The sequence below is a fragment of the Lentzea chajnantorensis genome, from assembly GCF_054300775.1.
Genome location: NZ_JBSDZT010000002.1, coordinates 5,756,093 through 5,779,029, shown reverse-complemented (window position 1 = coordinate 5,779,029; position 22,937 = coordinate 5,756,093). Strand labels below are relative to the sequence as shown.

Below are 22,937 nucleotides of genomic sequence, written 5' to 3'. Positions count from 1 at the left end.
CCCGATCGTTCCGGGTGAACGCTCACCTGCTGGGACCACCCCGCTCAGCGGGAGGGGCCGATCCCCGCCACGGCGAGCGCGAACAACCGGTGCGCCGCGGCGGCCGGGTCCTGGTGCCCCTCGGTGGCCATCGCGATCCCCACGACCAACGTCACCAGCTCGACGACCGTGACGTCCCGCGCGACCGCGCCGTCCTCGATCGCCTTGCGCAGCAACGGTTCCGCCGCCTCCTCCAGGGCTCCCGCGCACGAGTTGCCGTGCACCGGGTCGCCCTCGTAGGCCAGTGCCGTGGCGAGTCCGCGTGCGGTGACGCAGTACGCCACCACCTCGGTCAGCCACGCGAGCAGCGCGTCCCTGCTGTCACCGGTCCCCGTCAGCTCGCGGGCGCGGTCGCACAGTGCCTGGACCCGGTGCCACGACACGGCTTCCAGCAGCGCCTGGCGGGTGGGGAAGTGGCGGCGCACGGTCGCCGAACCGACGCCGGCGACGCGGGCGATCTGCTCCAGCGACGCGCTCGCGCCGTGGGCGGCGACCTCCTGCTCGGCCACGGCGAGGATCCGCTCGTGGTTGCGCCGGGCGTCGGCGCGCTGGTTCTCGACCATGGGAACCTCGTGCTTGCGTAAACGGCGGGGGCCGCCATATCGTAGCCGAGCGATAAACGGCGGGCCCCGCCGTTTACGTTCTCGCTGTTGAGGAGTGTCATGTCCGCACCAGTTCTGGTGACAGGAGCCACCGGCAAGCAGGGCGGCGCCGCCGTCCGTGCGTTGACCGCGGCGGGTGTTCCGGTGCGCGCGCTCGTCCGCGACCCGGACGCCGATCGCGCCAAGGCACTGGGGGTCGAGCTCGTGGCCGGCGACCTGGACGACCGCGAGTCGCTGTCCCGTGCCGCCAAGGGCGTCCGCGCGGTGTTCTCCGTGCAGATGGCCGCGCTGACCGAGCGGGGGTTCGACTTCGCGGGCGAGCTCGCGCAGGCGGTCACCCTGATGGAGGTCGCACGGGAGCAGGGCGTCCGGCAGTTCATCCAGACCACGGTGGACGGTGCTGACCGGGAGGTCGTCGACGAGCGCTACCCGATCAGGGCCGCGGCGATGACCACCAAGGCCGCCGTCCAGGACCGGTTGCGCGCGGCCGGGTTCGAGCGCTGGACGCTGCTCAAGCCCGGCTTCTTCATGGAGAACTTCCTGCCGTCGTCGGCGTTCCTGTTCCCGCGCGGCGTCGAGGGCGGCCTGGTCAGCATGGTCAAGCCCGCGACCCGGCTGTCGCTGGTCGCCGTGCGGGACATCGGCACGGCGGTGACCGCGGCCGTCGCGGACCCGCAGCGGTTCGACCGGGTGGAGCTGGAGCTCGCGAGCGACCACCTGTCGATGACCGAGATCGCCGCGGTCCTCTCGGAGGTGCTCGGCCGGGAGCTGGCCGCGCCGGACCTGACGCAGGAGCAGGCGTTCGCCGCCGGGATGCCGGAGATGGGGGCCGGTCACGACCGGTTGAACGAGACCCCGATGGTGGGCCGTCCCGAGTTCGCCCGGGAGCTGGGGCTGCCGCTCACGAGTTTCGCCGAGTGGGCGCGGCAGGAGTTGCGCTGACGGAAGTGGACCAGTGGCGGAAGTCCTTTTCTGTCACTGAATTGTCCATTCGCCGGCACCGCCGGTAGCACTAGCATCGAATGCCGTGAAGGTGCGTTGGCGGCGCCGCAGCCTGCCGCGAGTCTCGTTGCCCGGCAGGTCCCCGGTCCGGTGGCTCGTCACGGCGTGTGGTCTGGGCGTCCTGGTCGTGGCGCTCATCGGTGGTGCGGAGCCCTACCGGCAGACGCGCGAGTTCCGCGCGGTCGCGGCGTGCGAGCAGGGTGGGGGCGGGTGCTTCGAGACCGAGCGGGGTTCGATCGCCGACCGGCGCACTTACACCACGACGTCGACCCAGACCGACGCCAACGGTCACTCGACCACCACGACCACCACCCACTTCGAGGTCACCTGGCAGCGGGCCGACGGTTCCCGGCGGGCCCGCGACGTGCCGTCCGACTTCTACTCCAAGGCCCGCGAGGGCGACGCGGCCGAGCTGCGGCTGTGGCGCGGCGAGGTGGTCGGCGTGCAGGTGACGGGCGCGGAGGCCTGGTTCCTGCCCACGTCCGGCTCGACCCTGCGCTGGTGGCTGCACTTGGGCTTCCTCGGCCTGGGTGTGCTGCTGTGGGGGTTGTTCCTCGGGTGGTGGGACGGACTGTTCATGCTGGCGTTCCGCACGTTCGCCTGGATGTTCCTGAGCTTCGTGCCCGTGTCCGCGACGACCCACGCACTGGCGTACGGCTGGCCCGGCGGCTGGGGACTCGTGGGCGAAGCTCGCAATGGCCGGGGTGTTCACGGCCATCGCGGGCGGGATGCTCTACACCTCGCTGGACGGGTGGTGAGAGCGGTCAGGTGCAGGCCGGGAACAACCGGCGGGTGCCGGGACCGGTGTGGGCGGCGCGGTCGGTGAACCGGCAGCCGAACGCGGCGGCGGCGACGGTGCCGCGGTCACCCACCGCGTCACCGGCTGGTCGCGTGCCCCGGCCTGCCCACGCCACGAGGTCGTCCCACGCCGTGTCGACCTCGGCCGGCGAGAACTCGCAGTGGTCCACGGTCCGGATCGCCCGCTGCACCAGCCACCGCGACCGGCCGTTGCGGGCGACGTCCGCTCGGTAGTCCTGCTCCATCGAGAACGGCACGAACAGGTCGCCCAGGCCGTGCAGCGAGATCACCGGCGCACCGGGCCTGCCGGTGATCCGCGGCACCTCGGTGAGCGCGGGGGACAGGCGCGAGCGCCAGTCCCGCGGCGCGACCCGCTGCACCGCCCGCTCACCGCCACCCAGCAGACGCTGGGCAACGGCAGCGGGCCGAACCTCGTGGTCGCCACCGCACCGGCCGGGTCGTCGTCGCAGGCCGCGCTGGCGCTGCTCGCCCAACTGAAGGCGGCGAGCAGCACGCCGGACCGGAACGCGCGTCCCGGCCGCGTCGTCAGCGGGTCGGACCCGTCCACCCGGCGGTGATGCGGGCGATGCGGACGCGCTGCGGGTGGTCGCCGACCGGCACCGAGACGATCTTCTGCCCGGAGGCGAAGTCGATCGCGGTGATCTGGTCGGAGCCGCTCTCGGAGATCACGCACGCGCGGCCGTCCCCGCTGACCGTGGCCCAGTAGGGCTTGGCGGCGGTGACGAGCGGGCCCTGGTCGAGCGTCGCGCGGTCGACCACCGCGGCGTAGTCGTCCATCGTCCCGGCGACGCAGAGCTTGCTGCCGTCGGGGCTCATGGACAGGCCGTGGTGGCGCGAGTCGTTGACGAACGTCTTGCGGTCGTCGCTCGTGTTCGGGTTCTTCGGCAGCGTCTTCACGCGGGTGACCCGGTCGGTGGCCACGTCGTACTCCACGAAGCCGTTGAAGAACGACACCTGGAAGTACAGCTTCTGCTGGTCCGGGCTGAACACCGCGGGCCGCACCGAGTTCGACAGGTCGCCGCGGCCGAACGCGTCGAGCCGGGCGCGCATGTCGATCGTCTTGACGGTCTGGAACGTGGTCGTGTCGACCACGGTGATGTGCCGGTCGCCCTTCAGCCAGTCCTGGTCCGGGGCGTCGAAGTCGTTGTTGACCTCGCCGATCGACATGTTCCAGAGGTAGCGGCCACCGTTGGTGAAGACGTTCTCGTGCGGCTTGTCGCCGGTGCGGAACGAGCCGAGCTGGCGGCCGGTGTCGATGTCCAGCACGTGCACGGTGTTGGAGGTCGACGCCGACACCGCGACCCTGGTGCCGTCGGGGGAGACGGCCATGTGGTCGGAGCGGAAGCCCGACACCGGGAACCGCCACCTGACCCGGCCGGTGGCGAGCTCGATCGAGACGACGTCGGCGAAGCTCGGGCGGGAGACGACCATGGCCGTGCCGTCGGGCGTGGCGTACATGTCGTCCACGAACTGGTCGTGGCCTTCACCCGGTCCCTGCCGGATGCCGAGGAAGAACGCGAGCTTGATCGGGTTGAGGTAGATCTCGGTGAGCCGCTGGGTCTTGTCGGGGATCACGTTGAGGCGACCGATCCTCGCGAAGTCGCCGGTGGACTTGACGACGTCGGCGGTGCCGTCCCAGTTGTTGCCGACGAACATCACCTCGCGCAGGTCGGGTGCAGCGCCCGCGGCGGCGGCCGGCGTGGTGACGCAGGCGGCGAGAACGGTCACCGCGGCGGCGACGCGGGTGACGCGGCGCGTGAGAGCGCTCCCGGAAAGGGCTTTCCGTGCAGGGTCGGAACTGGCGGTCATCGCTTCTCCGAGTGAAGTCGGTGCCCCAGGAGGGGCGGGAACGCGGGCGGGCTCCGCGGCCGGGACGAGGTTCGCAGGGTCTCGGAGGGGAACTCACCCCGTGGGAAGATCTGAAATCGGCCGAGTTCAGATCTTGCTACTGGATAGTAGGGTCGGAGTGACGCCGACCACAAGACCCGCGGGGCGCAACCGCCGCGGGCCAGTCGACGGAGGTGCCGTGGCAGGCAGGATCACCCCGGCGGAGGGGCGCTACGGCGGCAAGGACGCGGCGCAGCGACGGGAAGAGCGGCGCGAGCGGTTCCGGCAGGCCGGCCTGGAGATGTTCGGCGCGGGGCCCGGTTACCGGGGCACCCGGCTCGGTGACCTGTGCAAGGCGGCGGGGCTGTCCAGCCGCCAGTTCTACGAGGAGTTCCGCACTCTGGAGGACCTGCTCGCCGACCTGCACCTGCACGTCAACGACGTGGCGGCGGGCGCGGTCGCCGAGGCCCTGCCGCGGCTGCTGCACCTGAGCACGGCCGAGTTCCTGCCGCTGGCCGTGCGCGCCTACGTGAAGGGCGCGTGCGCCGACCTGCGGCACGCCCGCATCGCCTACGTCGAGGTGGTCGGCGTCAGCCCGCGGATGGACCGCCAGCGGCTCGAACGGCGCGCGCTGTGGGTGGAGCTGATCGACCGGCTGGCGGGGGAGGCCGTCGCGCGCGGCGAGATCCCGCCCGGCAACCACCGCACCACGGCCGCGGCCATCATCGGCGCCGTCAACGGGCTCATGCACGACTGGGTCGTCGGGTGGGTCGACGCGACGCTGGACGAGGTCGCCGACGAGCTGGCCCAGATGGTGCTGGGCCGGTACCGGGTCGCCGATGATGTGAGCGCTCACAGCGCCGCGTCGAGGATGTCGAATCGATTCGATGGTGACAGGCCCGCGTTCTTGACGTGACCCGGCGCGGCTCTGCAATGTTAACGCTCACTTAACGTTGTGCTGCGAGGGGAGAACGCGATGCCGAGGAAGTCCTGGCAGGCCGTCTGGGCGGCTGCCGCGGTGGTCGCCGCCGCGCTGCTGCCCGCCACACCGGCGGTCGCCGAGTCCAACGGCGGCACGCGGGTGATGCCGCTGGGCGACTCGATCACCGAGGGCACCCAGGTGCCCGGCGGCTACCGGATCGGGCTCTGGCAGCGGTTCGGCGGCGGTGGGTACCGGGTGGACTTCGTCGGCTCGCAGTTCAACGGCCCCGCCTCGCTGGGCGACCACGACCACCAGGGGCACCCCGGCTGGCGCATCGACCAGATCGACGCGAACATCACCGGCTGGCTGCGCAACACGACCCCGCGCACCGTGCTGCTGCACATCGGCACCAACGACGTGCTCCAGAACTACAACGTCGCCGGCGCACCCGGCCGCCTGTCGGCGCTGGTCGACCGGATCACCGCGACCGTGCCGAACGCCGACGTGTTCGTCGCGACGATCATCCCGCTGGCCAACCAGTCGCAGGAGGCGGCGGCGCGCTCGTTCAACGCCACGATCCCCGGCATGGTGCAGAGCAAGGTGAACGCGGGCAAGAAGGTGCACCTCGTGGACATGCACGCCGCCCTCACCACCGGCGACCTGATCGACGGCGTCCACCCGACCGCGACCGGCTACGACAAGATGGCCGCCACCTGGTACTCCGCGCTGCGGGCCGTGCCGGGCACCATCGGCGACCCCGTGGCCGCGGGCAAGCGGCTGGTGGGCGTGCCCTCGGGCCGGTGCGCAGACGTGCCGGGGTCGAGCACGGCGAACGGTGCCCAGGCGCAGCTGTGGGACTGCCACGGCGGCGCCAACCAGGGCTGGACGTACACCGCGGGCAAGCAGCTGGTCGGGTACGGCTCCAAGTGCCTCGACGCCTACGGCTGGGGCACCACCAACGGCACGAAGGTCGTGACCTGGGACTGCTCCGGCGGCGCGAACCAGCAGTGGAACGTCAACGCCGACGGGACCATCACCAACGCGGCGTCGAACCTGTGCCTGGACGCCTCCGGACGGGCCACGGCCAACGGGACGCTGCTGGTGCTGTGGTCGTGCTCGGGACAGCCGAACCAGCAGTGGCGGCTCGGGTAGCCGCTGCGGGGCGGGTCGCGGCCGGACGGCTCCGGCCGCGGCTCACAGGTCGGCCAGCGGCACCGGCCGGCCCAGCAGGAACCCCTGCGCCTGGTCGCAGCCCAGCTCCCGCAGCACGTCGAGCTGCTCGGCCTGCTCCACCCCTTCCGCGATGACGCTCAGGTCGACCGCGTGGGCCATGGCGATGATGCTCGTGACGATCGCCTCGGCCTCCGCGGACCGGCCCAGGCCCGACGTGAACGACCGGTCGATCTTGAGCGTGTCCAGCGGCAGGGTGAGCAGCTGGGCGAGCGAGGAGTAGCCGGTGCCGAAGTCGTCGATCGCGAGCCGCACGCCCAGGTCGCGCAGCGCCGACAGGGTGCGGGCGGCCAGTGCGGGATCGCGCATCAGGGCGCTCTCGGTGATCTCCAGGCAGAGCGACTCCGGGGGCAGGCCCGCCTCGTGGGTGGCGTGCCGGATGGCCGAGACGAGCCACGGGTCGTCGAGCTGGCGGGCCGACAGGTTCACGGTCAGCTGCAGGTGCGGGGCCAGCACGGCGAGCTCGCGGGTCGCGGTGTGCAGCATGTGCGCGCCGATGATGTTGATCAGGTCGCTCTCCTCGGCGAGCGTGATGAACTCGCCGGGGGAGATGAGGCCGTAGCGGGGGTGCGTCCAGCGCAGCAGGCCCTCCACGGCCGTGCGGCGGCCCGTGGCGACGTCGATGATCGGCTGGTAGGCGAGCCACAGCTGGTCGCTCAGCGGCGCGCGGCGCAGGTCCTGCTCCAGCTGCAGCCGGCGCTGGATGCGGTCGCGCAGCTCCACGTCGAAGAACGCGATGCGGCCGCGGCCGTCGGTCTTCGCCCGGTACATGGCGAGGTCGGCGTCGCGCAGCAGGTCGGCGCCGTCGCGGGCGTCGCTCGGGTCGGCCAGCACGATGCCCACGCTCGCGTCGACGTGCAGCTGCCGGCCCTGCACGGTGATCGGCCGGTTGAGCTCGGCGCGCACGTGGCCGGCCAGTGCGTGCGCCTCCTCGGGGCCGGTCACGCCGTAGGCGATGACGGTGAACTCGTCGCCGCCGAGCCTGCCCACCACGTCACCCCGGCGGGAGCTGCGGCTCAGCCGCGTGCCGACGACCCGCAGCACCTCGTCGCCTGCGCTGTGGCCCAGCGAGTCGTTGATGACCTTGAACTTGTCCAGGTCGATGAACAGCACCGCGGTGAGCCCCGAGCGGTGCGCCCGCGCGGCCGGGCTGAGCCGGTTGATCGTCACCGTGCGGTTGCACAGGCCGGTCAGCGCGTCGTGCGTCGCCTCGTGCTCCAGCCTGCTGTCCATCAGGCGGCGCTCGGTGATGTCGGTGAACGACACGACCGTCGCCGACGGCAGCCGGCCGTCCTGGTTGAGCGCGCGGGCGCTCAGCGACAGCCAGACGCGGGTGCCGTCCGGCCGCAGCGCGCGCAGGATGCGGCCGTGCTGCGAGCGGCCCGTCGCCCTGGTGATCGCGGACGGGAACTGGTCCACCGGCACCGGACGGCCCGCCTCGTCGTGCAGCTCGGTCAGCGACGCCGCCTGACCGATGGCGTCCTGCGCGCGCACGCCGAGAATCCGTTCGGCCGCCGGGTTGACCGACTCGACCAGGCCGGTCGGGCCGACCACCAGCACGCCCTCCTCGATCGCGGCGACCACGGCCGTGAAGTGGCGCTCGGCCCGGCGGCGCGCGGTCTCGTCGGCGCAGATCAGCACGTAGCCGTCGGCCATCCGCGCCACGGACACCCGCACCGCCAGCGCCTCGCCGTCGGAGCGGTGGTGCTCCGCTTGGACCACGCCACCCGCCTCCAGCACGGCGGCCGGGTACAGCGCGGCGCCGACCACGGCGCCGATGGGCTGGCCGATCGCATCGGCCGCGCGGTGCCCGTAGACGTGCTCGGCGCTGGGGTTCCAGCTGGTCACGACGCCGTCCGCGGTGGTGGCGATCAACGCGTCGCTGACGTGCGCGACGAGCGCGGCCTGGTAGGTCAGCGCCGCGGCGGCCGCCTTCTGCTCGGTGACGTCCCGCATGATCACCTGGAACGCCGGCCGGCCCTCCCAGGTCGTGCGCACCGACACCGACTCGACGTCCAGGGTGCCGCCGCCGCGCCGCAGCAGCACGGCGTCCGCGGGGTCGCTGGTCGCGCCCGGCACGGTCAGCTTCTCGATCCGCCGCAGCATGTCGGACTGCGAGTCCGGGTGGACGAAGTCGGTGATCGGCCGCCCGAGCAGGTCGCCCTCGGACTGCGCCCGCACGAACCGGACCGCTGTCGGGTTCGCGTACACGAGCACACCGGCCTCGTGCACCACGATCGCGTCCGGCGACAGGTCCACCAGCAGCCGGTAGCGGTCGGCGAGGTCGGCCAGCTCCTGCTGCTGGGCGTGCCGCCGGGTCACGTCCGCGGCGACGCCGACCAGCGCCCGCTCACCACCGCGGGCCGAGACGCGGGCGTGGAACAGCAGCCAGCGCCGGCCGCCGGGGGTCTCCAGCGGCTGCTCCAGCTCGAACTCCTGCCACGCCGAGGCCGCCCGCGCCGCCACGGTCAGCGGCGCGACGAGCTCGGTCAGCCGGGCGCGCACGGCGTCGGCGTCCGCACCGGGCAGGCCGAGCACCGAGTCGAGGCCCGCCGTCCAGCCGAACCGGTCGGTGCCCAGGTCCAGCCACCACGCCACGGCGGCACCGACCGAGAGCGCGAGGTCGGCCAGCAGCTCGTGGTCGAACTCGGCGTCGCCGGTCAGGCCGCTCACGTCGTCGCTCCCAGATCCGATCGTCCCCCGGACTCGCGGTGGCGTGGCCATCGTGAAGTCCTACTACACACCGTGCCAGAGCCGCACCCGTCTGGCGTGAACACGGTGAGCCGTTATATCCGGTCGCCGGGAGCGACGGGCGGCCAGGGGTCCCGTCAACAGTCCATTGTAGACTGCCGATTGATGTGTTCGCGAGCCGACCGACCCGTTTATGCTGGTGTGAGGTGTCGGCCCTCGGTGTGGGGGAGCGGGATATGGTCGCGCGTGGTGTGGGTGTCTGCGGAATCGGCGTCGTCAGCGCGTACGGCTGGGGCCGCCAGTCGCTCTGGGACGGTCTGGTGAGCGGGAGACCGGCCGCCGTCGTGGTGCCTGAGCTGGCCCGTTTCCCCGGCGACACCGTCTGGGCGGCGTGCGTGGGCGAGGGCGGTGACCCGGCCGACGGGCCGAGCCGGTTCACCCAGGCCATGCGGGCCGCGGCCAGGGAGGCGGTCGAGGACGCCGGTGCGCGCGGCTGGCAGCCGGGGCGCCGGGTCGGTCTGCTGCACGCCGTCGTGCTCGGCGAGGTCGACCTGTGGCGCGAGTTCTACGTCACGCGCGGTGGCGATCTGCCGGTGCACGACTACCTGGCGTTGATGCCGTCCACCCCGATGTCGATGTTCATGCAGGAATACGGTTTCCACGGTCCGGCCATGAACGTCTCGGCGATGTGCGCGTCCGGCAACGCCGGGCTCATCACCGCCAAGGCCTGGCTGGACGCCGGAATCGTCGACGACGTCGTGTTCGTGGCGACGGACCTGTCCCTCACCCCGGAGAACGTGGCCCACTTCGTCCGCCTGGGAGTGGCCATCGTGGACGCCGAGCCGCTCGACGCGTGCCGGCCGTTCCAGCAGGGCAGCCGCGGCTTCGTGATGGGCGAGGCGTCCGTGGCGTTCGTCCTGTCGCGCCGCGCGTCCAACCCGTACGCGATGACGCTCGGCGGCGCGATGTCGCACGACGCCTACCACGTGACCTCGATCGACCCGCGGCTCGACCAGATCACCACCTGCTTCACCGACGCGCTCGACAACGCCGGCGTGAGCGCCGCCGACGTGCGCTACCTCAACGCCCACGGCCCCGGCACGGCCCAGTGCGACGCCGCCGAGGCCGCCGTGCTGGAACAGCTGTTCGGACCGGACACCGGCATCTACTCGGTGAAGCCGCTGACCGGCCACTGCCAGGGCGCCGCGTCCGCCGTGGAGGTCGCGGTGACGGCCATGGCCTACGACCGCGGGGTCGTCCCGGCGCCACCGGTCGTCGCACCGGGACACCCGCGGCTGCTCAACGGGCCCACACCGGTCGCGGACGGCATCACGATCAAGTCGTCGCTGGGCATGGGCGGGCACAACTCCGCGGTCGTGCTGGCACCGCCGGCCTGAGCCGCGCCGCCGGTCAGAGGTCCAGCACCAGCCGCGGTGAGCGGGACCGGGACACGCAGATCATCATCACGTCGCCGCAGTCCTGTTCGGCCGCGGTGAGGACGGAGTCCCGGTGGTCCGGCACGCCGTCGAGCACGCCCGTCTCGCACGTGCCGCAGGTGCCCTCCCGGCAGGACGACAGCACGGACACCCCGGCCCGTTCGACGGCGTCGAGCACGGACTGTCCCGCCGGCACCCGCACCGTGGTCCCGGTCTGCGCCAGCTCGACCTCGAAGTCCTGCCGCGGTCCCTCGCCGGCGCCGGGCTTCGGCGCGAACCGTTCGACGTGGAGGGTGCCCTCCGGCCACCGCGCGCAGTGCTGCTCGACCGCGGCCAGCAGGCCTTCCGGGCCGCAGCAGTACACGGCCGTGCCCTCCTCGGGTTCGCCCAGCAGCGCGGCCAGGTCCAGCAGGCCGTGCTCGTCCTCGGGGCGCAGCTCCACCGCGGGCAGGTGCTCCAGCTGCGCGCGGAACGCCATGGAGGACCGCGTCCGGCCGCCGTAGACGAGCCGCCAGTCACCTCCCGCCGCCGTCACCGCGGCGATCATCGGCAGGATCGGCGTGATGCCGATGCCGCCCGCGATGAACAGGTGCCGCTTCGCCTCGACGAAGCTCGAAGTGGTTGCGCGGCCCGTGCACCTCGACCTCCTGCCCGGCGGTGAGCACCTCGTGCACGTGCCGCGAGCCGCCGCGGCCGCCCGGTTCGAGCAGGACGGCCACCTGGAGGACCGACGTGTCGGCCGGGTCGCCGCACAGCGAGTACTGGCGCACCACCCCGTCGGCGAGCACCAGGTCGACGTGCGCGCCCGGCGTCCACCGCGGCAGCGGGTCGCCCGCGGGGTGCCGCAACGTCAGCAGCACCACCCCGTCGGCGACCGGTTCCTTGCGTTCCAGCAGCAGTTTCACGGCGTGTGCCCCGCGGGGTGGGCGAGCAGCCAGTCCCACAGCTCGACCGGGCCCTCGAACTCGCGTTCCGCCGCGCAGTGGCAGGTCGCGCGGAGCCGGTCGGTGCCGGGCACCCAGTGGACGCGGTTGACCCGCTCGCCGGTGAGCGCGTTCACGCCGGCTCGCACAGGCGCCCGAGCATCCGCCGCGCGGCCAGCCCGCCGGTGTCGATGTTGATCGACAGCTCCTGGTAGCCCTCCGGTTCGGACGCGATGACCTGCTCCAGCACGTTCAGCGCCACGACGTCCTGCAGCACGACGGTGCGGTTGCTCTCCGCGAGGAACGCCGAGACCTCCTCGTCGCCGAGCGCGAAGTCCCGTGCCACGGCCCAGAAGTCGTGCGTCGAGGTCTCGGTCTCCGGCGTGATCGCGTACACGACCTCGACGTGGAAGGCGTCCGGGTCGGTGCCGTCGGGGTTCGGCGTGGACCCGACCGGCGCGATGCGGCTGTGCAGCTTGTACAGGCACGGCGGCGTGTACTCGATGTCCTGCCAGCGCGCGATCCGGCCCTCCAGGCCCGTCGACTTCGAGTAGAACGGCGGGCACTCCGCGTCGTCCATGTGCCGCGACACGTAGATGATGCCCGCGTCCTCGTCGACCTCGGTCGTGATCGGGGTGGACGCGACCTCCGGCGTGCCGATGTAGCCGCCGTGCAGGTAGGTCTCGTGCGAGAGGTCCAGCAGGTTGTCCACGAGCAGCGAGTACCTGGCTTGCAACGGCTCCATGCCGCACACCGTCGTGTAGTCCGGCGCGACGAGCCACGGCGCCCGCGGGATGCGCGCCGCGTCGGCCTTCTCCGGGTCGCCGATGAACACCCACACGAACGAGTCCTGCTCCACCACGGGGTAGGGCAGCAGCCGGGCCGTGCGCGGGATGCGGGTCTGCCCCGGCACGGCGACGCACCGGCCGCCCGCGTCGTAGGTGAACCCGTGGTAGCCGCACACCACCTGGTCGTCGACGAGCCGCGACGGCGCCTGCGACAGCGGGAACCGCCGGTGCACGCACCGGTCCGGCATCGCCGTCACCGCACCGCCACGGGTGCGCCAGAACAGGATCGGCTCACCGCAGACGGTGCGGCTGAACAGGTCGTGCTCGATCTCGGACCCGTACGCGGCGACGTACCACTGGTCGCGCGGAAAGCCGGTCATTCGGGCTCCTTCGCCGGTGTTGCTCCGTGGTGGGAGAGCACAGCGTGGCGGAGACCACCGCACGCGGCGAAGCGCCGTTTCCGGAAAATGGAAGCCCTGACGCCGTTAGCCGCAGAGCGCTCGGGAGATCGCCTGAGCGCTGGTGCGCACGAGCGGCGCCAGCGCGTGCGGCGTCATGGTGCCGTGCCGCACCACCAGCGACACGGCGGCGACGACCTCGCCGTGCTCATCGTGGACCGGCGCGCCGACCGAGAGGGCGTCCATGGTCACCTGCCGGTCGCTGACCGAGAAGCCGTTCGACCGGACGGCGGCGAGCATCCGCCGCAGCTGGGCCGGATCGGTGACGGTCCTGGCGGTGTAGCGGTCGATCGGACCGCTCAGCACGTCCTCCTGCACCTCGACCGGCGCGTGCGCGAGCAGCACCAGGCCGACACCGGTGGCGGTGAGCGCGAACCGGTCGCCCACGCGGGTCAGCACCGGCACGGCGACCGACCCCGCGATCCGCTCGACGAACACGACCTCGGTGCCCTCCCGGACGGCGAGCTGCACGTTCTCCCTCGTGACCTGGGACAGGTCCTCCAGGAACGGCAACGCGGTCTCCCGCAACCCCGGACCGCGCGGCGCGAGCGAGCCGAGCTCCCACAGCCGCAGCCCGATCCGGTAGAGCCCGTCCGCACCCCGCTCGGCGGCACCCCACGCGCACAGCTCCTGCATCAGCCGGTGCGCGGTCGACAACGGCAACCCGGCCCGCCGCGCGAGGTCGCTCAGCGTCAGCTCGCGGTGCTCGGCGTCGAACGCGTCGAGCAGCTGCAGCGCACGGCCGATGACCGGTCCGGTGGGACCGGTGGGCCGGCCTCGACGCGGGGCACTCACCCCGTCATCTTGCCCGGGGTGGTGTGCGACCTGGATCAAGTCAGGTGGGCAGGCGGCGGGTCCTGGTGAGCTGCTCGGCGATGTCGCGCAGCTTGAGGTTGGTGTGCTGGCTCGCGCGGGTGAGCACCGCGAACGCCTGGTCCGCGGTGATCTGGTGGCGTTCCATCAGGATGCCCTTGGCCTGGCCGATCAGGTCGCGGGTCGCTACCGCCGCGCTCAGCTGGCTGCGTTCCTGGGCGGAGGCGAGCGCGATCGCCGCGTGCCCGGCGAACAGGCTGCCGACGTGCTGCGACTCGTCGTCGAACGCACCCGTCCGCGCGGAGTACAGGTTGAGCGCGCCGAGGTCCTCGTCCTGCACGAACAGCTGGAACGACAGCATGCTGCCGACCTCCAGGTCCGCGGCCTTCCCGGTGAACACGGGCCACCGGTCGTCACCGGCGACGTCGGGGACGGAGACGATCTTCTCGTCGTACAGGGCGGTCAGGCAGGGACCCTCACCGGACGCGAGCTGCGCCTGGTCGACCTCGCACGGCAGGTCACCGGTCGTGGCGACGGTCCGGATCTCCCTGCGGCCGAGCACGGTCATGATGCCCGCGTGCTCGGCACCCGGAATGGTCCCGGCCGCGGCGTGGACGATCGCGTCCATCGTCTCCTGCTCGCCGTGCTGCTGCTGGAGCGCACGGGCGATCCTGGTCAGGTGCGCTGCCAGGTCCGGCTCGCGCTCGGCGGGGAGTCCGAGGTGGCCCTCGTCCGGCGGGCCTGCGGTGTCGGTGGCCATGCGGGTGGTTACCCGGAACGGCCGCCGGTACACGGGTGCGGTACGGGTGCACGGAGTGGAACGGCGCATCCGTGCGCTGGAGTCGCGCCGGGCCCGGCTCAAGACGCGGGCCGGCAGGGCGTCGAGCTCGGGTGACGTCAGCACGGCCATGGCCGCGCCGGCCGAGGCGCGCCTGCACGCGGCGCAGGCACGACAGCGGTTGCGGGAGAGCCTGATCAGCTCCGCGCGTGCGCACGAGCGGGCAGCCGCTGCCCACACGCGTGCGGCGGAGCACGGGGGCATGGGCGTCGCGGAACACCGGGCCGCAGCCGCGCAGCACCGCCGTGGCCGACCGCGAGAGCGCTGCCAAATCGTGATCACGAAAACCCCCAGTCCTCTGTGGAACCAGGCGTAGCACCGGACCCGGCAGGGAACTCCCGGTCCGCCGGGCCCGGTGCGCCGGACGCGGCGGCACCGCGCGTGTGGTCGGGCTGTGTTCGGCAGTGTTGTTCAACAGCCAGCAACCGCGCGGGTCCGGTAGCGCGGTGCGGATCTGCGTTCGCGCGATCCGCACCGCGTTCGCCGGTTCACCACGCCGCTGGCGGGTATGCCGCACGGACGGAAGCCGACCTCCAGGAGGAGAGTGCCGTGACCGGACCGGACCGGGACGAGGAGACGGTGCAGCGGGGAGCCGCGGAGGAAGCGAGCGGCACACCCCTGACCGAGACGGAGGCCGAGGTGTCGCGGCGGCCGCCGAGCGACACCCCCGAGGACGTGCCAGACGAGGACGGCCGCGGGACCGGCGGCATGGGCCTCGGCGGTGACGACGTCGAGTGAGACCGGACGAGCCGGTGGCCGCGGCCACCGGCCCGTCACGTGCGCGGACCGAGGCCGGGGTGGTCGCGCAGCTGCCGGCGTGAGGTCACCCCGAGCTCGTGGAAGATCAGCCGCAGGTGCTCGTCCACCGTCGGGCGAACGCCTCCGCACCCGCCGCCGACAACACCTCGTGGGCCGAGCGCAGCACGGCGGCACTCCAGTGCACGTTGGCCACCAGCCCGGTAGCGGCTTCGAGCAACCCCGCTGGGCGGCCAGCTCGCGCGGTCGGGTGCGGTGGCCCGGCGCGCGAAGGAGCTGGAACGCGGCAACTGCGTGACCTGACCGGCCCACCCGGCGCGGTCCGCTGTTCCCGGACGAGCGGTCCTCACGGGCACCCCGTCGACAGGTCGTTGCAGAACGAGCACATTTTGCGCGACGGCCGATCACATCGGCGCGGCATCGTCGAGCACACCCGGCGCGCGACGACGAGGAGACGGACCAGTGGTGATGCGGGGACACGCGGGCGGCAACGGACTTCGCACCGCCTGCGCGGTGGTGCTCGTGCTCGTGGTGACGGCCTGTGCGACACCGCCGGAGGCCGGCACCGTCCACTCGGGAGGTGGCAGCTCCCGGGCGGACGGTGACGGCAGCATCCCGGAGAACGAGAGCATCTCGTTGCAGGACGACGACCACCCTGCCATCGCCAACCTCGACCCCGCACTGCTCGCGGCGGCGCGGGCGGCCGCCGTGGACGCCGCGGCGCGCGGGGTGGAGCTGAAGGTGACGTCGGGCTGGCGCAGCAAGCGGTACCAGCAGCGGCTGCTGGACGAGGCCACCGCGCGGTACCGCAGCGCGGAGGAGGCCCGCAAGCTCGTGCACCCGCCGGAGAAGTCGAAGCACGTGACCGGGCACGCCATCGACATCGGGCCGACCGCCGCCGCGGACTGGTTGGTCCAGCACGGCGCGGACCACGGGCTCTGCCAGGCGTTCGCCAACGAGATGTGGCACTTCGAGCTGCTGACCTCGCCCGGCGGCCAGTGCCCGCAACCGCAGGGCACCGCACTGGGCTGAAACGCCTCGGATTCCTTTCACCGCCTCCACGGGTCCACACCCCGAGGTGCCGGCGTCGGGTGGCACCGGCCGGAGCCAGAGGGGGAAGGACAGCGGCCACCCGCACGTGGGTGCTCGTGACGACCGCGCTGACGGCGGTCAGAACGGACCTCGGCGCGTCGGTCACCGAGCTGGAGTGGACGGTCAACGGCTACGCGCTGAGCTTCGCCGTGCTGCTGCTGACGGCAGCGGCGGCGGGGGACCGGTGGGGGCGCCGCCGCGTGTTCGTCCTCGGTGTCGCGGTGTTCACGGCGGTGTCGGTGGTGTGCGCGGTGGCACCGGACGCCGGGACGGTGGTGGACGGGCGGTTCGCGCGGGCGACCAAGTTCGAGGGAGCGGCGCTGGTGGTCGCGGCGGGGTTGCCGGAGCGGATCGGTCCCGGGTGACCGGCATCGGGCGTCAGGTGCTGGGCACCGGGTGCGCGCGGGTCCAGTCGTCCACGTGGAACGGTCCCGCTCCCTCCGGCACCACCCCGGCCGCGTGGGCGGCGACCGCGGCGGGGACCTGCCCGTCGGCCAACCCGAGCCGGTCGCGGTAGTCCGCCGCGAACGCCGCCGCGACCTCCGCCGAGGACAGCCCCGGCGCGTAGTCGGCCAGCCCGGCGATCGAGCTTCTCCCGCAGTCCGTAGCCCAGCGCCTGCGACACCGCGGTGAGCACGGCGCGGACCTCGTCCGACACGGCGACCTGGACGACGGTGCTGAACAGCGACCCGGTCGCGGTGACCCGCTGGGCCGAGCCCACGACCTTGGCGGTGCCCGCCACGTTGATGCTGTACTCGCCGGGGCAGTACTCGCCGTCGACCTCGCCGACGCGGGCGTCGACGTCACCGAGCCCGCGCAGCACCCGCACGTGGCTCTCGGCGTTGGCGGCGAACGTGGCGCTGCCGGCGTGCCGGATTCCGGTGGTGCGGTCGAGGTGGTCGATCACGACGGCACCGGCGTCGTAGGCGACCATCCGCCCGCCCGGCGAGCGCACCACCGTCGCGAACCCCGCCGCACGGGCCACCTCGGTGGCCTTCGCGATGCCGGGTGAACGGAGGTCACGGCCGCTGAACGCGACCGTCGGGCCGTGCGGCACGTAGATGTGGACGAGCTCCGACCACGTCGCGGTGGGGGCGCGCAGCAGCAGGGCCGGGACCACCAGCTCGGTGGGTGCGGGGCCGGTGCTGCCGGTGGCCAGCAGCCGGGGGAGGTCGAGGTCGTTCGCAGGAGACACGCGACGATTCTCGACCACCGCCCCGATGACCGTCGCGGTGAGCCGGTCACGACCCCAGCAGCACCAGGAACTCCGCCCTGCTGCGCTCGATCCGCGCACCCAGGTCGAGTGCCTGCCTGCTCGTCCCGGCCGACAGCTCCGCACGGGCGACTGTCCGCGCCTCCTCGCACTGGGTGCGCAGCAACGTCCGCAGCTGCCCGTCGAAGTCGGCGTCCCGCGCGCCGCCGGCCGCGGCCAGCTCGGCGGGCGTGATCATGCCGGGCATGTCGTGGCCCGCGTGCTCACCGGACTCCGGCCGGCCCGCCCGCGCGAGCACCTCCCTGGCCTGGACCAGCTCAGCTCGATAACCGGCACCGAGCTGCTCGGCCACCGGACGCAGCGCGGAGCCGGGACGGCCGGCGACCAGCGCCAAGGCGGCCAGCGCCGACTCGTTCTGCGGGATCACGAGGTCCACGAACGCCAGGTCCGTCGCGGTCGGCCCGGCTGGCGACGAGACGGCAGGCGACGAGACGGCAGGCGACGGGACAGCGGCCGGTGGTGCCTCGGCCACCGCACCGCACCCCGTCGGCAGGACCGCCGCCAGCAGGACCACCGCGACGTGCAGGACCCGCACTACGGGCGGCCGTCCGGTCCGCACTTGACGATCCGGTTGATGCAGTCGCGCACGCGCTGCGCCATCTCGGCCTCGGGCCACACGTTGAAGAAGTCGCCGTGCATCGTGTAGCCGGGACCGGACGACAGCCTGAACCGCGCCGGGTCGCCGTTGGCCGGGTAGCGCAGCACCTGGCGCAGCTTCGGCACGGGCACGGGGTGTGTGGCCGGGCAGTCGCCCGCGACCGGGTAGGACATGTGGCTCTTGTGGTCGGCGGAGTCGAGGTCCTTGCCGTTCCAGCACTGCGGGAAGTCCAGGTAGGACTCGATCATCGTGCCGGCCGGGCAGTTCACGAAGTCCTTCGAGGCGCCGACATGGCCGGCGTGCAGGCATGACCAGCGCGACCGCGTGCTGTCGTCCGGCGCGGTGGCCTTGGCGTTGCCCGCGACGATCCGCAGGCCCCGCGGCAACGGCTGGGTGCGGGCGATCACGTCGTCGCGCACGCCCTCGCCGAGGTAGTAGAACGTGGTGCCGGTCGGCTCGACGGGCTGGCCGTCGACCAGCAGGGTGGGCACCCAGTACGACGACAGGTCGGTCTTGGGGCTGCACGTGCTCGTCGCGCCGCCCAGGCTCGTCACGTCCGAGCGGGCGTTCGTGGAGACGTTGCCGAAGAAGCTGTGCAGGTGCGAGACACCGGGCAGGTTCGGGAAGACGATCGGGTCGTCCGGCAGCCGGTGGGTGAACGGGCACTCGGCCACGAACTCCGCCACGCGCACCGCGTTCGGCGGGATCGGCGCCTGCGGCGGCAGGAGAGCGACCGCCTCGGTGGTGGGCGGAGTGGTCGCCGGTGCGGAAGCGGGAGCGGGAGTCCCGGGAACGGCCGTCGCGGTGCGGGTCTGCGCGGCGGGCGTCGTGGTCGTGGTCGGCGCGACCGCGGCCGGCGGTGGCTTGGGCGGTGAGAAGAACATCGCGTTCGCGGTCACCGCGGACGCCGCGACACCGGCCACGGCGAGGACCGCGATCAGGACGCGCCTCCGCAGCCGTGACGGGGTGGGGGCGTGGGTCATCGGAAGTCCTTTCGGGCAGGGTGGACTGACACAGGGGTGGAACGGGACGAGCGGACGCGAGCGGGAGCTCAGCCCGCGTCGCGGTAGGCCTCGCCGGCCTGGTTCGGGGTGCCGCCGGGGGCGTAGAGGCCGGTGCCGGGCTTGTCGGCGGGCAGCGCGAACCACGCATACCGCTCGACGTGCGGCAGGCCCTCCATCATCGCGCTGGAACCGCAGGCGAACGCCGCGAGCTGCGCCTGGGTCGGGTAGCGGGGTGTGCCGCCGGAGAAGTCGATGAGCGAGTACTCGGTGAGCCACACCGGTTTGCCGTACCGCGCGTGCACCGCGTCGAGGTAGTTCTTCAGGTGCTGCACGGCCGCCGCGCTGAAGTCCGACCCGTACCAGTGCACGGTGATGAAGTCGACCCGCAGGCCGCGCTGGGCCGCACCGGTCATGAACCGGTCGAGCCAGCCGCCCGGCTTGTCACCGCTGTGCGCGACGGCGGGGCTGCCGAGCCGCAACCCGGTGGCGGCGAGCTTCGGCCACAGGTCGAGCGCCTGCTCCGGCGTCATGTTGGCCTGATGGGGGAAGTCCGGCTCGTTGAACCCGAGCAGCACCTTCCCGTTGGCCTTCGCGCGGGCGATCGTGGCGTCGTCGGTGAACTTCGCGCCCCAGATCATCGGCACGAACTCGACGTTCGGCGGCGTGGCGATGCCGTCCGGGTGCACGGCCCAGTTGTAGTACCACCCGGCGCGCACGTCGGTGAGCGCCTTGCCGACGCCGGAGAAGTTCCACGTGCTGACGCCCTTCTTCGCCGACGCCGCAACGGGTTTCGGCGCCGCGGCGGGCACGGGCGGTGCGGCCACCGTCGTCGAGGACGGCGGCGCCGTGGACGGCGCTGGTGACGGAGTGGTGGTGATGGCCGGCGGTGTGGTCGTGGGCGCGCTCTGGGAGGTGGTCGCGGACACCGCGCGGGTGACCGGTTCCTCCTTCGAGGGCAGCACGGCGACCACGATGCCCGCGGCCAGCACGGCGGCCGCCGCGGCGGCGATCGGTTTGACCAGCGCGCCCTGCAGGAACACCCCGAACTTGCCGGTCGCCGCCGTGGACGTCGTGGTGGCGGCGGGCGCCGTGGTGACGGGGGAGATGCTCACCTGCGTCCCGACGAGCGCCGACTGGTCGAGCCCGAACCCGAACGCGGCGGGCAGCGGCACCAGCGGCAGCCGGGCGATCAGTCCCTCGACCGCGGCCAGGTCGTACCCGCACCGCTCACACCGGGGGCAGCCGCGGCTGTGCCGGACGATCCGCTTGCGCCACAACGGGCTGGGGTCACCGTCCCAGTCGGCGACGACCTCGGCCAGCTCGGGGCAGCGCGGCGTGCGCTCCAGCGTCCGCACGACGATCCGCGCGGCGTCGAGCTGCGCCTTGACCCGCTGCACCCGCACGGCGGTGTGCTGCGGCGTCAGCTCCAGCGCGTCGGCGACCTCGGTGCGGGTCAGCCGGCCGGCCGCCTCCAGCCACCACAGCGACAGCAGTTCGCGTTCGTCGGCGCTGAGCCAGCGGGTGGCCGCGACGACCTCGCGCCGCTGCCCGGACAGCTGCAACCGCATGATCGTGAGGTCGACGAAGTCAGCGCCGGGGTCGGCGACGTCCTCCAGGACCGGTCCGGTGACCGGGACCCGCTGGTTTTCGCGGTGCCGCAGCCGGATCTGGTTCATCGCGATCACGACGAGCCACGACCGGAACCCGGCCGGGTCGCGCAGCGAGGACAGCCCGTGCACCGCGCGCAGCATGGTCTCCTGGACCACGTCGTCGGTGTCGGCGTGACCGCCGAGCGCGTGCCCCACGATGTTGTAGACGAGGGGCAGGTATCCGCTCACCAGGTCGTCCAGCGCGCGCTGGTCGCCGTCGCGTGCGGCCACCACCGTCGCGACGCCGGGTTCCTCGGCCACCGCCATGCCCACCTCACTTGCCGGTCCAGGGTCCTCTGACCAGGAGATGTCCCCGGCGCCCGGCAATAACGAAAAAACTTCGAAGAACTTTCGAGCGCTCCGCCGCCGCCGCGGGCAGGAGCTCAGAGCAGCGCCACGAGCCCGTAGGCACCGGCGGCGACGGTAGCGGACGCGGGCAGCGTCAGCACCCAGCCCTTCGCGATGTCCGCCGCCACCGACCAGCGCACCGCGGACCGGCGGGTGGTGGCGCCGACGCCCATCACCGCCGAGGTGATGACGTGCGTGGTGGAGATCGGGGCGTGGAAGACGAACGCGGTCAGGTACAGCACCGAGGAGGCGGACAGCTCGGCGGCGAAGCCGTGCGGCGGCGTGAGGTGGAAGATGCGCCGGCCGAGGGTGCGCATGATCCGCAGACCACCGGCGTACGTCCCGGCCGACAGGGCCAGCGCGCAGGCCCCGATCACCCAGAACGGCACCGAGTAGCCGGCCTGGTTGCCGCTGACGACCAGCGCCAGGACGATCACGCCCATGCTCTTCTGGGCGTCCTGCAGGCCGTGGCCCAGCGCGAGGCTCGCCGCGGAGAACACCTGGGCGCGGCGCATCAGCCGGCCCGCGCGGTGCGCGTTCGCGTTGCGGAACGCCCACATGATCACCGTCATCACCAGGTAGCCGAGCAGCAGGCCGACGACGGGCGAGACCACCATCGGGATCACGACCTTCTCCACCACGCCCGCCCAGTGCACCGTGGTCGCGGAGGCCAGCGCGGCACCGACCAGGCCGCCCACCAGCGCGTGCGACGAGGACGACGGCAGCCCGAAGTACCAGGTGACCAGGTTCCAGGCGATGGCGCCGACCAGGGCGGCGGTGACCACGTGCAGCGCGTCGTCGCCGACCGGGGTGTCGATGAGACCGGAGGCGATGGTGACCGCGACGCCGGTGCCCAGCAGCGCGCCGACCAGGTTCATCACCGCCGCGAGCGCGAGTGCGGCGCGCAGGGTGAGCGCACGGGTGGAGACCGCGGTGGCGATGGCGTTGGCGGCGTCGTGGAAGCCGTTGGTGAAGTCGAAGGCCAGTGCCAGCACCACCACGAGCACCAGGCCCGCGGTGAGCATCAGGCCTCCTTGACCGCGATCGAGTGCACGGCGTTCGCCACGTGCTCGAACGCGTCGGCCGCTGCCTCCAGCTCGTCCACGACCTCCTTGAGCTTCATGACCTCCAGGGCGTCGCGCTGCCCGTTGAACAGCTCCGACAACAGCCGCCGGTAGACCTGGTCGGCCTCGTTCTCGACCTGGTTCACGTCCACCCAGTAGGCGGTCAGCTCCTGCGGCTCTGCCAGCCGGGGCATGGCCGCCGCGGTCAGCTGGGCGGCCCGGCACAGCAGGTCCACCTGCGCGTTCACGCCGTCGGGCAGCTCACCCACGCGGTAGAGGGTCGCCAGGTCGACCGCGGCGTCCATGTGGTCGACGACGTCGTCCAGCCTGGCCGCGAGCCGGTAGATGTCCTCCCGGTCGAACGGCGTGACGAACGACCGGTCCAGGTGCTCGATGATCGCGTGCGTGGCGTCGTCACCGGCGTTCTCCAGCGCGTGCATGCGCTCCGCCAGCTCCTGCCGCCGGTCGGCGGGCGCCCGCACGAACTCGCCCAGCAGCTCCACGCTCCTGCCGATGTTCGCGCCGATCTCGGTGAACAGCTCGAAGAACTTGGCACCCGTGGGCTTGCGGCTGATGCGCATGCGGTCGTTCCTCCCTCGCCGTGGTGGGTCGTGCGGCGTCTCCGGACGTGCCCGAGGTCAGTCGCGTGCGCGTCCGGGGGAGGTGGGGAGCCCGGCGGTTGCCCGCCCGCAGCCCGCCGGCGTGGCACCGCCGGCAGGCTCGTGGTGCGGATGCGGTCGGTGGTGCGCACGCGGCACGGTTACC

At 72.7% G+C, this 22,937-nt stretch carries 24 protein-coding genes and 1 pseudogene; 11 read left to right on the top strand and 14 right to left on the bottom strand.

From position 1 onward, the window contains the following. Nucleotides 1-44 precede the first annotated feature (44 nt). The gene (locus ACVDFE_RS28280) at nt 45-602 is read right to left on the bottom strand and encodes a TetR/AcrR family transcriptional regulator (RefSeq protein ID WP_458432526.1); all 558 of its coding nucleotides are present in this window, start codon (nt 600-602) and stop codon (nt 45-47) included. A gap of 99 nt (nt 603-701) precedes the next feature. On the opposite strand from ACVDFE_RS28280, the gene ACVDFE_RS28275 reads away from it, so the two are divergent. Continuing rightward, complete coding sequence (locus tag ACVDFE_RS28275) at nt 702-1,583, top strand: NmrA/HSCARG family protein (RefSeq protein WP_360384154.1); 882 nt, start codon at nt 702-704, stop codon at nt 1,581-1,583. 85 nt (nt 1,584-1,668) lie between these two features. Then, a complete protein-coding gene (locus tag ACVDFE_RS28270) occupies nt 1,669-2,469 on the top strand; it encodes a hypothetical protein (protein ID WP_458432524.1) in 801 nt (266 codons plus the stop codon). Here the strand turns inward: ACVDFE_RS28270 and ACVDFE_RS28265 are convergent. Next, nucleotides 2,408-2,731, bottom strand: coding sequence for a hypothetical protein (locus ACVDFE_RS28265; protein ID WP_458432523.1), 324 nt, complete (start codon nt 2,729-2,731; stop codon nt 2,408-2,410). The genes ACVDFE_RS28270 and ACVDFE_RS28265 overlap by 62 nt on opposite strands. On the opposite strand from ACVDFE_RS28265, the gene ACVDFE_RS28260 reads away from it, so the two are divergent. Continuing rightward, nucleotides 2,717-3,019, top strand: a complete 303-nt coding sequence (locus ACVDFE_RS28260; RefSeq protein ID WP_360384146.1) for a hypothetical protein — start codon at nt 2,717-2,719, stop codon at nt 3,017-3,019. The two genes, ACVDFE_RS28265 and ACVDFE_RS28260, sit on opposite strands and share 15 nt — an antisense overlap. Here ACVDFE_RS28260 and ACVDFE_RS28255 read toward each other — a convergent pair. Beyond that, a complete protein-coding gene (locus tag ACVDFE_RS28255) occupies nt 2,988-4,271 on the bottom strand; it encodes a YncE family protein (RefSeq protein WP_360384143.1) in 1,284 nt (427 codons plus the stop codon). The genes ACVDFE_RS28260 and ACVDFE_RS28255 overlap by 32 nt on opposite strands. Before the next feature lie 217 nt (nt 4,272-4,488). Here ACVDFE_RS28255 and ACVDFE_RS28250 point away from each other — a divergent pair, with 217 nt between their 5' ends. Together ACVDFE_RS28250 and ACVDFE_RS28245 are read left to right on the top strand one after the other, a co-directional pair. After that, nucleotides 4,489-5,205: a TetR/AcrR family transcriptional regulator gene (locus ACVDFE_RS28250; protein WP_458432521.1), complete on the top strand. Its 717-nt coding sequence runs from the start codon at nt 4,489-4,491 to the stop codon at nt 5,203-5,205. Between the two features lie 60 nt (nt 5,206-5,265). Further along, nucleotides 5,266-6,363 carry a ricin-type beta-trefoil lectin domain protein gene (locus ACVDFE_RS28245; protein WP_458432519.1) on the top strand — a complete coding sequence of 366 codons (1,098 nt, stop codon included), beginning with the start codon at nt 5,266-5,268 and terminating at the stop codon, nt 6,361-6,363. A gap of 42 nt (nt 6,364-6,405) precedes the next feature. Here ACVDFE_RS28245 and ACVDFE_RS28240 read toward each other — a convergent pair whose 3' ends face one another. Then, nucleotides 6,406-9,165: a sensor domain-containing protein gene (locus ACVDFE_RS28240; RefSeq protein ID WP_458432517.1), complete on the bottom strand. Its 2,760-nt coding sequence runs from the start codon at nt 9,163-9,165 to the stop codon at nt 6,406-6,408. A gap of 203 nt (nt 9,166-9,368) precedes the next feature. Here ACVDFE_RS28240 and ACVDFE_RS28235 point away from each other — a divergent pair, with 203 nt between their 5' ends. Further along, nucleotides 9,369-10,529: a beta-ketoacyl synthase N-terminal-like domain-containing protein gene (locus tag ACVDFE_RS28235; protein WP_458432516.1), complete on the top strand. Its 1,161-nt coding sequence runs from the start codon at nt 9,369-9,371 to the stop codon at nt 10,527-10,529. 13 nt (nt 10,530-10,542) lie between these two features. Here the strand turns inward: ACVDFE_RS28235 and ACVDFE_RS28230 are convergent. The 5 genes and pseudogenes from ACVDFE_RS28230 to ACVDFE_RS28210 all read right to left on the bottom strand — a co-directional run bounded on the left by ACVDFE_RS28230 (nt 10,543) and on the right by ACVDFE_RS28210 (nt 14,310). After that, nucleotides 10,543-11,473: pseudogene (locus ACVDFE_RS28230) on the bottom strand (PDR/VanB family oxidoreductase). After that, nucleotides 11,470-11,628, bottom strand: coding sequence for a hypothetical protein (locus tag ACVDFE_RS28225; protein ID WP_360384125.1), 159 nt, complete (start codon nt 11,626-11,628; stop codon nt 11,470-11,472). The pseudogene ACVDFE_RS28230 and the gene ACVDFE_RS28225 overlap by 4 nt, the downstream one beginning before the upstream one ends. Further along, nucleotides 11,625-12,659 carry an aromatic ring-hydroxylating dioxygenase subunit alpha gene (locus ACVDFE_RS28220; RefSeq protein WP_360384122.1) on the bottom strand — a complete coding sequence of 345 codons (1,035 nt, stop codon included), beginning with the start codon at nt 12,657-12,659 and terminating at the stop codon, nt 11,625-11,627. The genes ACVDFE_RS28225 and ACVDFE_RS28220 overlap by 4 nt, the downstream gene beginning before the upstream one ends. Nucleotides 12,660-12,764: 105 nt before the next feature. Then, nucleotides 12,765-13,532, bottom strand: a complete 768-nt coding sequence (locus ACVDFE_RS28215; protein WP_458432515.1) for an IclR family transcriptional regulator — start codon at nt 13,530-13,532, stop codon at nt 12,765-12,767. Between the two features lie 40 nt (nt 13,533-13,572). After that, a complete protein-coding gene (locus ACVDFE_RS28210) occupies nt 13,573-14,310 on the bottom strand; it encodes a GAF and ANTAR domain-containing protein (RefSeq protein ID WP_458432514.1) in 738 nt (245 codons plus the stop codon). 55 nt (nt 14,311-14,365) lie between these two features. Here ACVDFE_RS28210 and ACVDFE_RS28205 point away from each other — a divergent pair, with 55 nt between their 5' ends. The 5 genes from ACVDFE_RS28205 to ACVDFE_RS28185 all read left to right on the top strand — a co-directional run bounded on the left by ACVDFE_RS28205 (nt 14,366) and on the right by ACVDFE_RS28185 (nt 17,162). Continuing rightward, entirely contained in the window at nt 14,366-14,704 is a 339-nt protein-coding gene (locus ACVDFE_RS28205; protein ID WP_458432513.1) for a hypothetical protein, read from the top strand. A gap of 233 nt (nt 14,705-14,937) precedes the next feature. Then, nucleotides 14,938-15,126: a hypothetical protein gene (locus ACVDFE_RS28200; protein ID WP_360384110.1), complete on the top strand. Its 189-nt coding sequence runs from the start codon at nt 14,938-14,940 to the stop codon at nt 15,124-15,126. Between the two features lie 486 nt (nt 15,127-15,612). Beyond that, nucleotides 15,613-16,176, top strand: a complete 564-nt coding sequence (locus ACVDFE_RS28195) for a M15 family metallopeptidase (RefSeq protein WP_458434411.1) — start codon at nt 15,613-15,615, stop codon at nt 16,174-16,176. Further along, nucleotides 16,107-16,601 (top strand): MFS transporter, encoded by a 495-nt coding sequence (locus ACVDFE_RS28190; RefSeq protein ID WP_458432511.1) that lies wholly within the window; start codon nt 16,107-16,109, stop codon nt 16,599-16,601. Before ACVDFE_RS28195 ends, ACVDFE_RS28190 begins: the two co-directional genes overlap by 70 nt. 264 nt (nt 16,602-16,865) lie before the next feature. Then, the gene (locus ACVDFE_RS28185; protein WP_458432510.1) at nt 16,866-17,162 is read left to right on the top strand and encodes a hypothetical protein; all 297 of its coding nucleotides are present in this window, start codon (nt 16,866-16,868) and stop codon (nt 17,160-17,162) included. Between the two features lie 315 nt (nt 17,163-17,477). On the opposite strand, the gene ACVDFE_RS28180 is transcribed toward ACVDFE_RS28185, so the two are convergent. The 5 genes from ACVDFE_RS28180 to ACVDFE_RS28160 form a co-directional block, all read right to left on the bottom strand. Continuing rightward, nucleotides 17,478-18,068 (bottom strand): DUF305 domain-containing protein, encoded by a 591-nt coding sequence (locus ACVDFE_RS28180; protein WP_458432509.1) that lies wholly within the window; start codon nt 18,066-18,068, stop codon nt 17,478-17,480. After that, on the bottom strand, nt 18,044-19,090 hold the full coding sequence (locus tag ACVDFE_RS28175) for a DUF1996 domain-containing protein (protein WP_458432508.1): 1,047 nt from the start codon (nt 19,088-19,090) through the stop codon (nt 18,044-18,046). Before ACVDFE_RS28175 ends, ACVDFE_RS28180 begins: the two co-directional genes overlap by 25 nt. A gap of 68 nt (nt 19,091-19,158) precedes the next feature. Continuing rightward, on the bottom strand, nt 19,159-21,021 hold the full coding sequence (locus ACVDFE_RS28170; RefSeq protein WP_458432507.1) for a sigma-70 family RNA polymerase sigma factor: 1,863 nt from the start codon (nt 21,019-21,021) through the stop codon (nt 19,159-19,161). A gap of 122 nt (nt 21,022-21,143) precedes the next feature. After that, complete coding sequence (locus ACVDFE_RS28165; RefSeq protein ID WP_458432506.1) at nt 21,144-22,133, bottom strand: anion permease; 990 nt, start codon at nt 22,131-22,133, stop codon at nt 21,144-21,146. Further along, on the bottom strand, nt 22,133-22,753 hold the full coding sequence (locus ACVDFE_RS28160; RefSeq protein WP_360384090.1) for a DUF47 domain-containing protein: 621 nt from the start codon (nt 22,751-22,753) through the stop codon (nt 22,133-22,135). Before ACVDFE_RS28160 ends, ACVDFE_RS28165 begins: the two co-directional genes overlap by 1 nt. Nucleotides 22,754-22,937: the final 184 nt, after the last annotated feature.

Coding starts and splice junctions, on each gene's coding strand:
- ACVDFE_RS28280 (WP_458432526.1), bottom strand. CDS start 602: ATGGTCGAGAACCAGCGCGCCGACGCCCGGCGCAACCACGAGCGGATC.
- ACVDFE_RS28275 (WP_360384154.1), top strand. CDS start 702: ATGTCCGCACCAGTTCTGGTGACAGGAGCCACCGGCAAGCAGGGCGGC.
- ACVDFE_RS28255 (WP_360384143.1), bottom strand. CDS start 4,271: ATGACCGCCAGTTCCGACCCTGCACGGAAAGCCCTTTCCGGGAGCGCT.
- ACVDFE_RS28245 (WP_458432519.1), top strand. CDS start 5,266: ATGCCGAGGAAGTCCTGGCAGGCCGTCTGGGCGGCTGCCGCGGTGGTC.
- ACVDFE_RS28240 (WP_458432517.1), bottom strand. CDS start 9,165: ATGGCCACGCCACCGCGAGTCCGGGGGACGATCGGATCTGGGAGCGAC.
- ACVDFE_RS28235 (WP_458432516.1), top strand. CDS start 9,369: ATGGTCGCGCGTGGTGTGGGTGTCTGCGGAATCGGCGTCGTCAGCGCG.
- ACVDFE_RS28220 (WP_360384122.1), bottom strand. CDS start 12,659: ATGACCGGCTTTCCGCGCGACCAGTGGTACGTCGCCGCGTACGGGTCC.
- ACVDFE_RS28210 (WP_458432514.1), bottom strand. CDS start 14,310: ATGGCCACCGACACCGCAGGCCCGCCGGACGAGGGCCACCTCGGACTC.
- ACVDFE_RS28195 (WP_458434411.1), top strand. CDS start 15,613: ATGCGGGGACACGCGGGCGGCAACGGACTTCGCACCGCCTGCGCGGTG.
- ACVDFE_RS28175 (WP_458432508.1), bottom strand. CDS start 19,090: ATGACCCACGCCCCCACCCCGTCACGGCTGCGGAGGCGCGTCCTGATC.
- ACVDFE_RS28165 (WP_458432506.1), bottom strand. CDS start 22,133: ATGCTCACCGCGGGCCTGGTGCTCGTGGTGGTGCTGGCACTGGCCTTC.
- ACVDFE_RS28160 (WP_360384090.1), bottom strand. CDS start 22,753: ATGCGCATCAGCCGCAAGCCCACGGGTGCCAAGTTCTTCGAGCTGTTC.